The 13,869-nt window shown below is 71.9% G+C and carries 16 protein-coding genes; 13 read left to right on the forward strand and 3 right to left on the reverse strand.

From position 1 onward, the window contains the following. The first annotated feature begins 122 nt into the window (after positions 1 to 122). The 5 genes from AC5L36_RS24150 to AC5L36_RS24170 all read left to right on the forward strand — a co-directional run bounded on the left by AC5L36_RS24150 (position 123) and on the right by AC5L36_RS24170 (position 3,199). Entirely contained in the window at positions 123 to 521 is a 399-nt protein-coding gene (locus AC5L36_RS24150; RefSeq protein ID WP_441220250.1) for a hypothetical protein, read from the forward strand. A 108-nt stretch (positions 522 to 629) separates the two neighbouring features. Beyond that, on the forward strand, positions 630 to 944 hold the full coding sequence (rplU, locus tag AC5L36_RS24155; protein WP_441220251.1) for a 50S ribosomal protein L21: 315 nt from the start codon (positions 630 to 632) through the stop codon (positions 942 to 944). Between the two features lie 12 nt (positions 945 to 956). Further along, positions 957 to 1,214, forward strand: a complete 258-nt coding sequence (gene rpmA, locus AC5L36_RS24160; RefSeq protein WP_441220252.1) for a 50S ribosomal protein L27 — start codon at positions 957 to 959, stop codon at positions 1,212 to 1,214. Positions 1,215 to 1,286: 72 nt separating this feature from the next. After that, positions 1,287 to 2,726, forward strand: a complete 1,440-nt coding sequence (gene obgE, locus AC5L36_RS24165; RefSeq protein ID WP_441220253.1) for a GTPase ObgE — start codon at positions 1,287 to 1,289, stop codon at positions 2,724 to 2,726. A 62-nt stretch (positions 2,727 to 2,788) separates the two neighbouring features. After that, positions 2,789 to 3,199 carry a GNAT family N-acetyltransferase gene (locus tag AC5L36_RS24170; RefSeq protein ID WP_441220254.1) on the forward strand — a complete coding sequence of 137 codons (411 nt, stop codon included), beginning with the start codon at positions 2,789 to 2,791 and terminating at the stop codon, positions 3,197 to 3,199. 310 nt (positions 3,200 to 3,509) lie between these two features. Here AC5L36_RS24170 and AC5L36_RS24175 read toward each other — a convergent pair whose 3' ends face one another. Together AC5L36_RS24175 and trpS are read right to left on the reverse strand one after the other, a co-directional pair. Next, positions 3,510 to 5,150: a DHA2 family efflux MFS transporter permease subunit gene (locus AC5L36_RS24175; RefSeq protein ID WP_441220255.1), complete on the reverse strand. Its 1,641-nt coding sequence runs from the start codon at positions 5,148 to 5,150 to the stop codon at positions 3,510 to 3,512. Between the two features lie 28 nt (positions 5,151 to 5,178). Then, positions 5,179 to 6,156 (reverse strand): tryptophan--tRNA ligase, encoded by a 978-nt coding sequence (gene trpS, locus AC5L36_RS24180; protein WP_441220256.1) that lies wholly within the window; start codon positions 6,154 to 6,156, stop codon positions 5,179 to 5,181. Between the two features lie 355 nt (positions 6,157 to 6,511). Between trpS and AC5L36_RS24185 the strand changes: the two genes are divergently transcribed. Then, positions 6,512 to 7,015: a helix-turn-helix transcriptional regulator gene (locus tag AC5L36_RS24185; protein WP_441220257.1), complete on the forward strand. Its 504-nt coding sequence runs from the start codon at positions 6,512 to 6,514 to the stop codon at positions 7,013 to 7,015. A gap of 9 nt (positions 7,016 to 7,024) precedes the next feature. Here AC5L36_RS24185 and AC5L36_RS24190 read toward each other — a convergent pair whose 3' ends face one another. Next, positions 7,025 to 7,243 carry a DUF397 domain-containing protein gene (locus AC5L36_RS24190; RefSeq protein WP_441220258.1) on the reverse strand — a complete coding sequence of 73 codons (219 nt, stop codon included), beginning with the start codon at positions 7,241 to 7,243 and terminating at the stop codon, positions 7,025 to 7,027. Positions 7,244 to 7,337: 94 nt separating this feature from the next. Between AC5L36_RS24190 and pepN the strand changes: the two genes are divergently transcribed. From pepN to AC5L36_RS24225, 7 genes are all read left to right on the forward strand, one after another. Then, the gene (gene pepN, locus AC5L36_RS24195) at positions 7,338 to 9,791 is read left to right on the forward strand and encodes an aminopeptidase N (protein WP_441220259.1); all 2,454 of its coding nucleotides are present in this window, start codon (positions 7,338 to 7,340) and stop codon (positions 9,789 to 9,791) included. A 24-nt stretch (positions 9,792 to 9,815) separates the two neighbouring features. Further along, positions 9,816 to 10,409 (forward strand): nicotinate-nucleotide adenylyltransferase, encoded by a 594-nt coding sequence (gene nadD / locus AC5L36_RS24200; protein ID WP_441220260.1) that lies wholly within the window; start codon positions 9,816 to 9,818, stop codon positions 10,407 to 10,409. A 53-nt stretch (positions 10,410 to 10,462) separates the two neighbouring features. Beyond that, positions 10,463 to 10,846, forward strand: coding sequence for a ribosome silencing factor (gene rsfS, locus AC5L36_RS24205; RefSeq protein WP_173155653.1), 384 nt, complete (start codon positions 10,463 to 10,465; stop codon positions 10,844 to 10,846). Next, on the forward strand, positions 10,843 to 11,472 hold the full coding sequence (locus AC5L36_RS24210; RefSeq protein WP_441220261.1) for a histidine phosphatase family protein: 630 nt from the start codon (positions 10,843 to 10,845) through the stop codon (positions 11,470 to 11,472). The genes rsfS and AC5L36_RS24210 overlap by 4 nt, the downstream gene beginning before the upstream one ends. A gap of 35 nt (positions 11,473 to 11,507) precedes the next feature. Then, positions 11,508 to 11,894: a hypothetical protein gene (locus AC5L36_RS24215; RefSeq protein WP_441220262.1), complete on the forward strand. Its 387-nt coding sequence runs from the start codon at positions 11,508 to 11,510 to the stop codon at positions 11,892 to 11,894. 25 nt (positions 11,895 to 11,919) lie between these two features. Then, entirely contained in the window at positions 11,920 to 12,756 is an 837-nt protein-coding gene (locus AC5L36_RS24220) for a DegV family protein (protein ID WP_441220263.1), read from the forward strand. 112 nt (positions 12,757 to 12,868) lie between these two features. Beyond that, positions 12,869 to 13,765, forward strand: coding sequence for a ComEA family DNA-binding protein (locus AC5L36_RS24225; RefSeq protein WP_441220264.1), 897 nt, complete (start codon positions 12,869 to 12,871; stop codon positions 13,763 to 13,765). Positions 13,766 to 13,869: the final 104 nt, after the last annotated feature.

Here is a 13,869-nt window from a genome sequence, read left to right on the forward strand (position 1 = left end):
GCCCCATGGGTCGATCCCCTCTGCTGGCGGTCGTAGTCGCACTCGTATTGGCGGGGGCGGGGTGTTCGGCTGATCGGCCGGACGCCTCGCCATCCGCGTCGGCCTCGGGTGGCGGTGCTTCCGTGGCGCCGGACCCGACGCCGGCCGCGACCGGCGGCTCCCCGGACGTGACCGAGACCGGGCCGGCCGCCGGCAACGCCAAGCAGGTGTGCGCCGACGCGCTGGCGGCCAGTGGCAAGGGGGTCACGACGTTCCTGGCCGAGCTGGGCAAGATGCTCAAGGCGGCCGGGGAGGGCGACGGCAAGGCCGAGTACGAGGCCCGGCAGAAGGCCGAGGCGGCACTCGCCACGTGGTCCAACGCGATGAAGGAGCAGGCGGCCAAGGCCACCGACGGGCGGCTGCGGACGGTGCTCACCGAGATCGGCAACGAGGTCGGCACGATGCGCGCCGACATCGACAGCGTCAACAGTGCCAAGCTCGACCAGCTCCAGCAGCGCCTCGACACCTTGTGCGCCAGCTGATTTGGTCCGGCGCGGGTGGGTGACGTATTCTTGCCGGTGGCGCACGTTGAGTGCGCCCGGTTTTTGTGCCCGTAAATCATCCGCTTAGCGACAGGGAGTCCGCGTCCGATGTACGCGATCGTCAAGACCGGCGGCAAGCAGTACAAGGTCGCCGAGGGCGACGTGATCGAGGTCGAGAAGCTCGTCGGCGAGCCCGGCGATGCGGTGACGCTCCCCGCGCTGCTCCTCGTCGACGGTGACGACCTGGTCACCGACGCGGCCAAGCTGGCGAAGGTCTCGGTCTCCGCCGAGATCGCCGCCCACACCAAGGGCCCGAAGATCCGGATCCACAAGTTCAAGAACAAGACCGGTTACCACAAGCGCCAGGGCCACCGTCAGCCGCTGACCCAGGTCAAGGTGACCGGCATCTCGAGCGGGAAGTAAGGACGAGGCGACATGGCTCACAAAAAGGGTGCCTCCAGCTCGCGCAACGGTCGCGACTCGGAGGCAAAGCGCCTCGGCGTGAAGCGTTTCGGCGGGCAGGTCGTCAGCGCGGGTGAGATTCTGATCCGCCAGCGCGGCACCAAGTTCCACCCCGGCGACCTGGTCGGCCGCGGCGGCGACGACACGCTCTTCGCGCTGGCGGCGGGTTCGGTCCAGTTCGGCACCAAGCGCGGGCGCAAGACCGTCAGCATCGTGCCGGTGCAGCAGTAACAGCGTCAGCTTCCGAAGCGGGCCGGGCTGGTGTCCGGCCCGCTTCGTCGTGTTTGTTGAAAGGATAGGGACGTGGCGACCTTCGTCGACCGGGTCACGCTGCACCTCCAGGCGGGTGACGGTGGGCACGGTTGCGTCTCCATCCACCGGGAGAAGTTCAAGCCGTTCGGCGGTCCTGACGGCGGCGACGGCGGGCACGGCGGCAGCGTGTCGTTCGTCGTCGACCCGCAGGTGCACACGCTGCTCGACTTCCACTTCCGGCCGCACGTCAAGGCGGAAAACGGCAAGGGCGGGCAGGGCTCCAACCGTGACGGCGCCAAGGGTGCCGACCTGGTGTTGAAGGTGCCGGACGGCACGGTGGTGCAGACCACGGGCGGCGAGACGATCGCCGACCTGGTCGGCGCCGGCACGACGATCGAGATCGCGCGCGGCGGCCGGGGCGGGCGGGGCAACGCGGCGCTCGCCAGCTCCCGCCGCAAGGCGCCGGGCTTCGCGGAGCTTGGCGAGCCCGGCGACCGGCTCGACGTGGTGCTGGAGCTGAAGAGCGTCGCCGACGTCGGCTTGGTCGGCTTTCCGTCGGCGGGCAAGTCGTCGCTGATCTCCGTGATCTCCGCGGCCAAACCCAAGATCGCCGACTACCCGTTCACCACGCTCGTGCCCAACCTCGGCGTGGTGCGGGTGGACGACAGCACGTTCACCATCGCCGACGTGCCAGGGCTTATCCCGGGCGCGGCGACGGGCAAGGGCCTCGGGCTCGAGTTCCTGCGCCACATCGAGCGGTGCGCCGTGCTCGTGCACGTGGTCGATGCCGCCACGCTGGAGCCGGGCCGTGACCCGCTCAGCGACATCGACGCGATCGAGGCGGAGCTCGCCGAGTACGGAGGGCTCGCCGACCGCCCCCGCCTGGTGGTGCTCAACAAGATCGACGTGCCGGACGCCCGCGACCTCGCCGAGATCACCCGCCCCGACATCGAGGCGCGCGGGCTGCCCGTCTACGAGGTGAGCACGGCGACGCGCGAGGGGCTCAAGGAGCTGACGTACGCGCTGGCCGGCCTGGTGCGGCAGGCCCGTGAGCTGGCGCCCGCGCCCGAGCCGACCCGCATCGTGATCCGCCCGACGGCGGTCGACGACGCCGGGTTCACGGTCACCGAGGAGGACGGGGCGTACGTCGTACGCGGCCCGCGGCCCGAGCGGTGGGTGCGGCAGACCAACTTCGACAACGACGAGGCGGTGGGCTTCCTCGCCGACCGGCTGGAGCGGCTCGGCGTCGAGGAAGCGCTGGCCAAGGCCGGCGCCGAGCCTGGCGACCTGGTGCGGATCGGCGCGCGGGAGTTCGACTGGCAGCCGACCGCCGGGGCCTACACGTCCGGCCCGCGGGGCACCGACATCCGGCTGGAGGAGCCCTCGACCCGGGCCACCGCGGCGGAGCGCCTGGCCGCGCACCAGGCCCGCCAGCCCCAACGCGACCCGACCAGCGGCGCCGTTTTGGAGTCGGACTCCACGGACGAATAGTGTCCGTATCCGGTCCACATGCACGAAACCTGTCGGAAATCGCGTCCGGCTACTTTGGACTGGTGTTGATAGAAGCCCGCCCCGTCGATGACGCCGAGTTGGGCACATTGATTACGGCGTTGCAGCGGGAGCTCCGCGAGGCCGGCGGCGGGCTGGATCCCACGTTCGGAGACGGTGCCCAGCATCTCGTCGGCGTGGTCGACGGGCGGGCCGTGGCATGCGGCGCGCTCCAGCCTCTCGACAAGCAGGTCGGCGCCATCCGCCGGATGTACGTGCGGCCCGCCTTCCGGGGCCGGGGCATCGCGCGCCAGATGCTCGCCGCCCTGGAGGAGATGGCCCTCGACGCGGGGCACGTGGTGCTGCGCCTGGAGGCGGCTGTTTACCTTCCGGCCGCTTTGGCGCTGCTCCGCTCGGCCGGCTACGGCGAGACGCCCGCGCACGGCTTCGAAAAGCGCATCCTCGTCGCCGCCTGACCCCGCCGGCCGCCCGGCCCCGATGGCGTGCGGGCTCAGGGACGGGGGTCACCGGACACGAGTGTCCGTGGCGAAAACATGCCCCTCCAGGGGCCAAAAATCGCCACGGACGTACAGCCGCCCTCCGCTGTTGGGCGCGCACACCTCGCCGGCCCGGAGGGCCGGCGCAGCCGGCGGGGTGAGCGTGAGCAACAGCGGACGGGTGAGGCCGCGGGAGCAGCGGTCTGGGGCCACGACGGACATCGCGGTAGCTCACATCTTCGGGATTGGGCTTCGGGGTCACGAAGGCAGAAGCCGCCGGGAAGGAGCGTCAGCCGCCGACCGCGGCCGGCGCGGTGTCCTGCTCGCGCTCGGCGGCGCGGGCGCGGCGGCGGATGAGGAGGCAGGAGAGTGCCGCCGTGGCGAGGATCACCAGCGGGAGGATCAGCGTCAGCCGCATCGCGTGGGTGAAGCCGTCCCGGAAAGCCCTCTCCGCGGCCCCGGCGATCACCTGCCGCACCTGGTCGGGAAGGCCGGGCGGCAGCGGCACGCCGGTCTGCCCCGCGCCGACGTGCAGGCTGCCCGTGCTGGCGTTGCTGAAACCGTCGACGAACTGGTCGCGGTACCGCTGGGGCAGCGTCCCGGCCTCGTTTCGGGCGGCCTGGGGCAGGTCGGTCGCCAGCCGGGCTTGCAGCAGCGCGCCGACGGCCGCCGAGCCGATCACGCCGCCGAGCTGGCGGCTGGTGTTGATCAGGCCGGAGGCGGCGCCGGCGACCTGCGGCGCGATGTCGCGCATCGCGATCGTCTGGAGCGGCGCGAAGGTCATGCCGAGGCCGACGCCGGCGACGAGCAGGCCGGGCAGCAGGCTCCACTGCCCGGCGTCGGCCCGGGCCAGCCAGACCACCAGCCCCATGCCGACCGACCACAGCGTGAGCCCGGTGAACAGGATCCACTTGCCGCCCATCCGGTCGGCGGCGCGCCCGGCGAACGGGGCGATCACCATCGAGAGCAGCGACATCGGCGCCACCGCGACGCCGGCTTGCAGCGCGCTCAGCCCGATCACCGACTGGAGGTAGATGACCAGGGGCAGGAAGAGCCCGAGCATGCCGAACGCGATGGCGCCGACAACCCAGTTCATCAGCGAGAAGTTTCGGTCCGAGAAGATCGAGAAGGGGACGAGCGGCTCCTGCGCCCGGGTCATGTACTGGTGGACGAAGAAGGCCACCATCACCAGCACGCCGGCGCCGATCACCTCCGGGATCGTGATCGGCCCCCACACGTCGCCCCAGTGGTGTGACTCGCCCTCGATCAGCCCGTAGGTGATGAGGAAAAGCCCGACCGTGGCCAGCAGGGTGCCGGTCCAGTCGAGCCGGTGGCGGCGGTTGAGCTTGAGGTTTGGCATCACGACCGCGGCGAGGGCGATGGTGACCGCGCCGACCGGCACGTTGACGAAGAAGATCCACTCCCAGCCCCAGTCGGTGACCAGGTAGCCGCCGAGCGTCGGGCCGGTGACCGTCGCGACGCCGGCCACGCCGCCCCAGATGCCGAACGCGGCGCCGCGCTTTTCCGGCGGGAAGATCACCGTGATCACCGAGAGCGTCTGCGGGGTGAGCAGCGCGCCGCCCACGCCCTGTACGACGCGGGCGGCCACGAGCTGCCCCGGGCTGGTGGCGAACCCGCACGCGGCCGAGGCCAGCGTGAACACCACCAGGCCGACGATGAACAGCTGCTTGGGGCCATACAGGTCACCGAGCCGGCCGGCGGTGATCAGGAGGATGGCGTAGACCAGCACGTAGGCGTTGACGATCCACAGGATCTGGTCGAGCGACGCGTCGAGGCTGGCGCTCATGTCCGGGATCGCGATGTTGACGATCGTGGTGTCGAGCAAGATCATGAAGAAGCCGAGGCAGAGCGTGGCGAGGACCAGCCAGGGGCTGTGCTGCCGTTCAGCGGCGTCCTGAGACTTGCTCATGGCCCATGCGTACCCCATCTCGGCGGCGTCACGCGATCAATCCCACTGCCTTGCGCGCCCGGTGCACCGTGTCGGCGGTCACCTCCCGGGCCCGCTCCGCGCCGTCGGCGAGCACCCTCCGCACGTACCCCGGATCGCGCGAGAGCTCGGTGAAACGGGCCTGGACCGGCCGGACGGTGGCTACCACGGCCTCGGCGGCGGCGCGCTTGAGCGCGCCGTACGACGTGAAGCCGGACGCGAGCGCGGCGGGTGACCCGCCCGCGCAGCCGGCGAGGATCTCCAGCAGGTTTGCCACGCCCGGCCTGGCATCGGGCTCGTAGCTGACCGTGTCACCCGAATCGGTGACCGCCCGCATCACCTTTCGCTCGATCACCTCAGGCGGGTCGAGCACGAAGAGCGTGCCCGCCGCACCCCTGGACTTGCTCATCTTCGCGCTCGGGTCCGACAGATCCATCACCCGCGCGGCGACCTCGGGTTTCACCGCGCGTGGCACCACGAACGTCTGTCCATAGTGGGTGTTGAACCGGGTCGCCACGTCGCGCGCCAGCTCCACGTGCTGGCGCTGGTCGTCGCCGACCGGCACCTCCGCCGTGTCGTGCAGCAGGATGTCGGCCGCCATCAGCACGGGATACGTGAGCAGGCTCAGCCGGGTGCTCCGCCCCCGCCCGCGCTCCTTGAACTGGATCATGCGATGCGCCTCGCCGTAGCGGGTGGCGCACTCCAGCAGGTAGTGCAGCTCGGTGTGTTCGGGCACCTGGGATTGCAGGTAGAAGAGGCTCCGGTCCGGGTCGACGCCGGCGGCGAGCAGCAGCGTCGCCACCTCGAGCGTGAGCTGGCGCAGCTCGCCCGGATCGTGGGGCATGGTCATCGCGTGCAGGTCGGCCACGAAGGTCACCGGTCGCGTCCGCCGCTGCGCGGCGACGACCGGACGGACGGCGCCGAGCAGGTTGCCGAGGTGGAGGTGGCCGGTGGGCTGGAAACCGGTGAGGGTCGCGGTGGTCGTCATGACGAGCTCCTTTTCTGGGTACTGGAGCCGCCCTTCTCCGGGCACGCGAAACGGCCGCCCGGAGGGGCGGCCGTCGAGTGTCTGGGTCTGCGTGAACGCGTGTGGGCCGCCCGTCAGGCGGTCCACCAGCCGAGGTGCCGGAGCGTCGTACGCATGTCGTCAACAGTAGCAGGGGGCCAGGTGCTGGCCCCTGTGTTGGCTCCTCCGGTGGGGCGTGGGGGTGGGCTTTGCTGGTGGTCGGTTCGAAGGGGCATGGCCGGGCCGCGACGGGCCCGGATAGCAGCCGGGCGCCCGTCTCGGCTCGACCAGGCCCGCGCACCCAGGCCGTGGTGGCCGGAAATTCCGGAGGTGGGTTGTGGCGCTTCAGGAGTTCGTGCTCGTGGTGGCGGGCGTGCCGGGTAAGGCCGTCCTGCGGTCGTGCGAGGGGCTCGCCCCGGCACCGGGCTTCCGTGAGGGCGTCGGCGCGGTGGTGGTCCGGCGGCACGCGCCCGGCCTGGCGGAGGCGGTCACGGCGGCCGTGCGCGACGTCGAGTCGGCCGGGCTGCGCCCGGTGCGGGTGGCCGCCGGCGACTGGGTCACGCTCGCCGACGTCGCGGCCCGGATCGGGCGGTCCCGCGAGATCGTGCGGCTGTGGTCGGTCGGGCGGCAGGGCCCGGGTGGCTTTCCGCCGCCGCTCAACCCGGGGTGCGAGACGTCGTTCTACAGCTGGGCCGAGATCGTGCAGTGGCTGCGCCGCCGGATGGGATACGAGCTGCCCGACGAGGAGCCGGTGCTCGTCGCGATGAACCTCGCGCTCCAGCTGCGCCGGCTCGCGCCCCGGATCAGCGGCATGCACGCGGTGCGCGAGCTCGTGGGATGAGCGCGGCCGTCAGTCGATGTCAAACTCGCCGTCCTGGGCGCCGCCCACGAAAGCGTCCCACTCGTCCTTGGTGAAGACCAGCACCGGGCCGTCCGGCTCACCCGCGTTGCGCAGTCCGATGAGGTCGTCGACGAAGGCGACCTCGACCGCGCTCTCCGACTCGTCGCCCTTGGCCCGCTGCCACACCGCCCGGCTCAGGTCGAAATCACCCTTGGGGTGCTGGGCCATCGCGTACTCCTTTGTCCTGGCCCTCGCTGCGCTCGTCGCGCGAGGGCGGTTCGCGAGGAAGGCTATACCGCGCGTGATCGGGCAGGATGAGCGGATGCGAAGCCTCACCCGGGCCGAGGCGGCCGAGCGAGCAGAGCTGCTCACCGTCGAGTCGTACACCGTGGAGCTGGACGTGACCGGCGGTCCAGAGCGGTTCCACTCCGTCGTGACGGTGCGGTTCCGCGCGGCTCGGGCGGGCGCCTCGACGTTCGCCGAGATCAGGCCGGCCGAGCTGCGATCGGCGCGGCTCAACGGCACCGCGCTCGACATAGCCACGCTCGACGGCAACAGGCTGACGCTGCCCGGGCTCGCCGAGGCCAACGAGCTGGTGGTCGAGGCCGAGATGGCGTATTCCAACACCGGCGAAGGGCTGCACCGCTTCGTCGATCCGGCCGACGGCGAGACCTACCTGTACGCGATGTCCTTCCTGGACGCCGCACAGCGGATCTTCGCCTGCTTCGACCAGCCCGACCTCAAGGCGCCGCTCACCCTCTCCGTGCGCGCGCCGGAGGGCTGGCTCGTGGCGGCAAACGGGGCGAGCGACGGCGCCGGGCGGTTCGTGACCACGCCGCCGCTGGCCACCTACTTCATGTCGCTGATCGCCGGGCCTTACCACGCGCGCCACGACGAGCATGACGGCATCCCGCTCGGGCTCTTCTGCCGGCGTTCGCTCGCGGCCCACCTCGACAAGGACGCCGAAGAGATCTTCGCGATCACCAAGGCGTGCTTCGACCGGTTTCACGAGCTCTTCGGGGTGCGCTACCCGTTCGGCAAGTACGACCAGGCGTTCGTGCCGGAGTTCAACGCGGGCGCGATGGAAAACCCGGGCCTGGTGACGTTCCGCGACGATTACCTCTTCCGCTCGGCGGTGACCGACGGCGACCGCGAGTGGCGCGCCGTGGTGATCGCGCACGAGATGGCACACCAGTGGTTCGGCGACCTGGTGACCATGCGGTGGTGGGACGATCTCTGGCTCAACGAGTCCTTCGCGGAGTACCTCGGGGTGCGGGTGACCGCCGAGTCGACCCGCTTCGACCGGGCGTGGACCACGTTCGGCCTGCGGCGCAAGGCTTCCGGCTACGCCGCCGACCAGCGCCCGTCCACCCATCCGGTGGCGCCGGAGGACGTCGTCGACGCGGCGCACGCGCTGCTCAACTTCGACGGCATCTCGTACGCCAAGGGCGCCTCGGTGCTCCGCCAGCTTGTCGCCTCGCTGGGCGACGAGGCGTTCTTCGCCGGCCTGCGGGCGCACTTCGCCGCCCACCGGTTCGGCAACGCGACGCTCGCCGACCTGCTCGCCGCGCTCTCCGCGGCCAGCGGTCGCGACCTGAGCGGCTGGGCCGACGTGTGGCTGCGGCGGTCGGGCGTCGACACGCTGCGCATCGACGTGGCCACTGTGGATGGTCGATACCAGAGCGTCCACATCGCACAGACGGGCGCGCCCCGGCCACACCGGGTGGGCCTCGGCGTGTACGACGGATCGGTGCTGCGCCGGGTGGTGCCCGTCGACGTCGCGGGCGAGCGCACCTCCGTGGCCGAGCTGGCCGGCGAGCCGGTGGCCGATCTGCTGCTCGTCAACTCCGGCGACCTGACGTTCGCCAAGGTGCGCCTCGACGCCGCGTCGGGCGCCGCGGCCACGCGGATCCTGCCGGGGCTCGACGACTCGCTCGACCGTGCCGTGCTGTGGTCCACCGTCGTCGACTCGGTACGCGACGGCGAAAGCTCACCCGCCGACCTCGTCGCGCTCGTGGTGACCGCGCTGCCGCTGGAGACCGAGCCCGTGGTGGTCGAAGGGGTGCTGGGCATGGCTCGTGACCTGCTCGACCGCTACCTCGATCCGGTGCCGCGGGAGATCGCGCTCCAGCCGGTGGCGATGGCCTGCGACCGGCTGCTCACCAGCGCGCCGCCCGGCGGGTCGCTCCAGCTCGCCGCGGCGCGTGGGCTGATCGAGGCGAGCACCGACGCGCGCCGCCTCGCCGGCTGGCTCAAGCGCAAGGGCGTGCCCGAGGGGCTGCGGATCGACACCGACCTGCGGTGGGCCCTGTGCTACCGGCTGGTGGTGCTTGGCGCGGCCGGTCCCGACAAGATCGACGCGGAGCTGGCCGCCGACCACAGCGCGACCGGTGAGCAGTGGGCCGCGCGGTGCCGTGCCGCACTGCCCGACGCGGCCGCCAAGGAGCGGGCCTGGCGGGTCATCGCCGAAGAGACCGCGCTCTCCAACCGGCTCGTCGAGGCGCACGCCGAGGGCTTCTGGCATCCGGAGCAGGCCGACCTCACCCAGTCCTATGTGGAGCGTTACTTCGCCGACATGCCGGCCGCCGCGCGGCGGCGTACCCCATGGGTCGCCGACGCGGTCGCCAAGCGCGCGTTTCCCCGTTACGCCGTGGCGGCGTCCACCCGGAAAGCGGCCGCGGCGCTGCTGGCCCGCGACGACCTGGAGCCGGGACTCCGCCGGGTGGTGATCGACGCCGACGACGACCTGCGTCGCGCCCTCGCCGCCCGCGGCTGACCGACCGCGCTTACGATTTCGGCCATGGCGGACGATACGCGGCGGATCGGCATCATGGGTGGCACATTCGACCCGATCCACCACGGGCACCTCGTGGCGGCGAGCGAGGTGGCCAACCGGTTTTCGCTCGACGAGGTGGTCTTCGTGCCCACCGGCGAGCCGTGGCAGAAGGCGGACGTCGCGGTGAGCCCCGCCGAAGACCGCTACCTCATGACGGTGATCGCCACCGCCTCCAACCCGCAGTTTCACGTCAGCCGCGTCGACATCGACCGCGATGGCCCCACCTACACCGTTGACACCCTCCGTGACCTGCGTGCCGAGTACGGCCCCAAGGCCCAGCTCTACTTCATCACCGGGGCCGACGCGCTTCAGAAGATGCTGTCCTGGAAAGACACCGACCAGATGTTCGAGATGGCGCACTTCATCGGGGTCACGCGGCCCGGGTTCGCGCTCTCCGACGACCACCTGCCCGCCGACACGGTCAGCCTGGTGCAGGTGCCGGCCATGGCCATCTCGTCGACCGACTGCCGGGCGCGCGTCGCGATGGGCAAGCCGGTCTGGTACCTCGTGCCCGACGGTGTGGTGCAGTACATCGCCAAGAGGCGCCTTTACAGATGATTTGTCGCCTTTACCGCTGCGCGGTACGAGAGCCGGTGTGAGAGGCTAGTCGGGTGAGTGCATCCGAGCGCGCCCGTGAGATGGCGCTGAGCGCCGCCCAGGCCGCCGCCGACAAGAAGGCGCAGGACATCGTCATCATCGACGTGGCCGAGCAGATGGTCATCACCGACGCCTTCGTGCTCGCCTCCGCGCCCAACGAGCGGCAGGTCCAGGCGATCGTGGACGCGATCGAGGAGGCTCTCGTCAGCCTCCCGGAAAAGGCCAAGCCGGTGCGGCGTGAGGGCGAGCGGTCCGGGCGCTGGGTCCTGCTCGACTACGTCGACATCGTGGTGCACGTGCAGCACACCGAGGAGCGCGAGTTCTACGCCCTCGACCGGTTGTGGAAGGACTGCCCGACGATCCCGTTCGTGGATCGCGCCCTGGTAGAGGCGGAATGACCCGTCTGATCGTCTGGCGCCACGGCAATACCGACTGGAACGCGACAGATCGCGTCCAAGGCCAGACGGACACTCCTCTCAATGACCTCGGTCGTGAGCAGGCGGAGTCGGCCGCGCCGCTGCTGGCCGGCTTTCACCCCGACGCGATCGTGGCGAGCGACCTGCGGCGGGCCGCCGACACCGCCGCCGCGCTGGCCGCGCTGACCGGCCTGCCGGTGCGCACCGACGCGCGGCTGCGCGAGCGTTCGTACGGCAAGTGGCAGGGCCTCACGATGGCCGAGGTGGCCGAGCGTTTCCCGACCGAGCACGCCCGCTGGCGGGCCGGTGAGCAGCCACAGGGCTGCGACGTGGAGACCCTCGACGACCTGGGCAAACGGGTGGGGCAGGCGCTCCAGGAGGCGGCCGACCAGGTGCCCGGCGGCACGGTGGTCGTGGCCACCCACGGCGGGGCGGCGCGGCAGGGGTGCGGCTTTCTGCTCGGCTGGTCGAGCGAGGTGCTGCGCCGGGTCGGACCGTTGCAAAACTGCCACTGGACCGAGCTCGGCCATGACCACGTGCGCGGGTGGTGGCTGCGCGCCCACAACACCGGGCCGTCCGCGCACCGCCCGACTCCGTCTCCCGTCTGAGGAACCACGTGCGGTCGGGCAGCGTCGCATCTGACATGGGTATTCGCCGGGCTCTCGCCGTTCTCGTAGTGGCCGCCGCGTTGCTCGGCGGCTGTGCCGGCACCGACTCGGACGATCCCGGAGGAGGAGGCACGGTGAGCCCGTCCGCTAGCCCGTCCTTTCCCGAAGACCTGCCGACGCCCACTCCGTCGGGCAAGCGCTCGGGCGGCACGACGATCGAGATCAGCGGCACGGTCGTGCAGGGCGTCGAGATGGGGTGCCGGTTGATCGACCAGTACCTGCTGATGCCCGGCCCCGGGATCAACCGCGACGACCTGCGGATCGGCGCCACCCTCACGGTCCGTGGGCAGGTGCGGAAGGACATGATGTCCACGTGCCAGCAGGGGACGCCGTTCGAGGTCACCGAGATCGTGTCGCGTTGACCATCTGATCCGCTACGGTGCCCGCATGCGCGTCGCGGTTGTCACCGATTCCACCGCGTACCTTCCCGCCGGGCACGACGTCACGGTCGTCCCGCTCACCGTCGTGATCAACGGGGTCGAGGGCCGCGAGGGCCTGGACGCCACGCCCGCCGAGGTGGCCCGGGCACTGGGCGCGCGGCGGGTCGCCGTGACGACCTCGCGGCCGTCGCCGGAGCTGTTCGTCTCCGCGTACCGCCGCTTGCTCGACGCGGGCGCCCCGGGCGTCGTCTCGGTGCACCTCTCCGCCGCACTGTCCGGCACGGTCGAGTCCGCCACCCTCGCCGCGGCCGAGGTGGGCGAGCGCGTCGCGGTCGTCGACGCACGATCGACGGGCATGGGCCTGGGCTTCCCGGTGCTCGCGGCCGCCGCGGCCGCCGCCGAGGGCGCCGACCTGGATGGGGTACGCCGCGCGGCCGCCGACGCCATCGACCGCACCACCACGCTGCTGTACGTCGACACGCTTGAGTTCATCCGCCGCAGTGGCCGCATCGGGCCCGCCTCGGCGCTGCTCGGCACCGCGCTGTCGGTCAAGCCGATCCTGCACGTCTCGGACGGCGCGATCGTGCTCCGCGACAAGGTTCGCACGGCCAGCCGCGGCCTGGCCCGCCTGGTCGACCTGGCGGTGGAGACGGCCGGAGAGTCCGATGTGGACGCCGCGGTGCACCACCTTGGCGCCGGCGACCGTGCGGCGGCGCTGGCCGACGCGCTGAGCGAGCGGCTTGGGGAGCGCCTCCACGAGCGGTACGTGACGGAGGTGGGCGCCGTCGTCGCCGCCCACGTGGGCCCCGGCTTGCTCGGCATCGTCATCCATCGCGGCGGCTAGGGCTTTGCTCATAGCACGTTCGGCGTTGATCAGGCGCTTTTCCACAACCGGGCTCGTTGTCCACAGACGACGCTGACGGCGCCACGCCGGACGGTGTGCCGGGCCTAGCGTCATGGCCGTGCCCAGGGGATCGAGCGAAGACCAAGCGGCCGTGCGGCAGCGGCTCATGCGCCTGAGTGACGAGCCCTCAGCGGTCGCGGCGAGTGGCCGAGCGCCGGTGCCGCCGCCTGCCGCGGCCGGCCGCGCTGCCGCACTGTCCGCTGGAGCAGAAGATGGCGAGTCTGGGCGGCCGAGCGGGGTTGGTGGGTCGGCCGTTGGTTCCGGGCGGCCGAGCCGAGCCGGTGGGTCGGTCTTGGAGCCTGGGCGGCCGAGCCGAGCGGGTGGTGGGTCGGCCTTCGATCCTGGGCGGCGCGGGGTGCGGGCGCTCGCGGCGGTGGCGGCCGTCGTCGTGCTCGTCGCGGGGGCCATCGCCTGGTTTTCCCGGCCGCGCGCCGAGCCCGTCGCCGCCGAGCCGGTGCCCGCGGCCACCGGAGGCGCCGAGCCGGCGCAGGCGGCTTCGTCCGCGGGCGGCGCCGAGGTCGTGGTGGCCGTGGCCGGCAAGGTCCGCAAGCCCGGCCTCGTGCGGCTCCCCGAGGGCGCCCGCGTGGCCGACGCGCTCACCGCGGCCGGCGGCGTGCTGCCCGGCACCGACATCGCGCTGCTCAACCTCGCCCGCAAGGTGACCGACGGCGAGCTGATCCTGGTCGGCGTGTCCGCTCCGCCGGGCGCTCCCGGCGAGGCACCACCCGCCGGCCCGCCCGGTGGTGCCGCCGCGGGCGGCAAGGTCAACCTCAATACCGCCACGCTCGCCCAGCTCGACTCCCTGCCCGGCGTCGGTCCGGTGCTCGCACAGCGCATCCTCGACCACCGCGAAAAGAACGGCCCGTTTCGCACGGTGAGCGACCTGCGACAGGTCGAGGGCATCGGCGACACGCGCTACGAGCAGCTCAAGGACCTGGTGACGGTGTGAGCGGCCCAGACAGGCCCAGCCCCGACGGTGGGCGGCAGCAGCCTGGGCCGGGTGGTTCCCGCTCCGGTGGTGGGCGGCCACGGTCTTGGCCGGGCGGTGTCCGC

The organism is Phytohabitans sp. LZ39 (genome assembly GCF_059359075.1).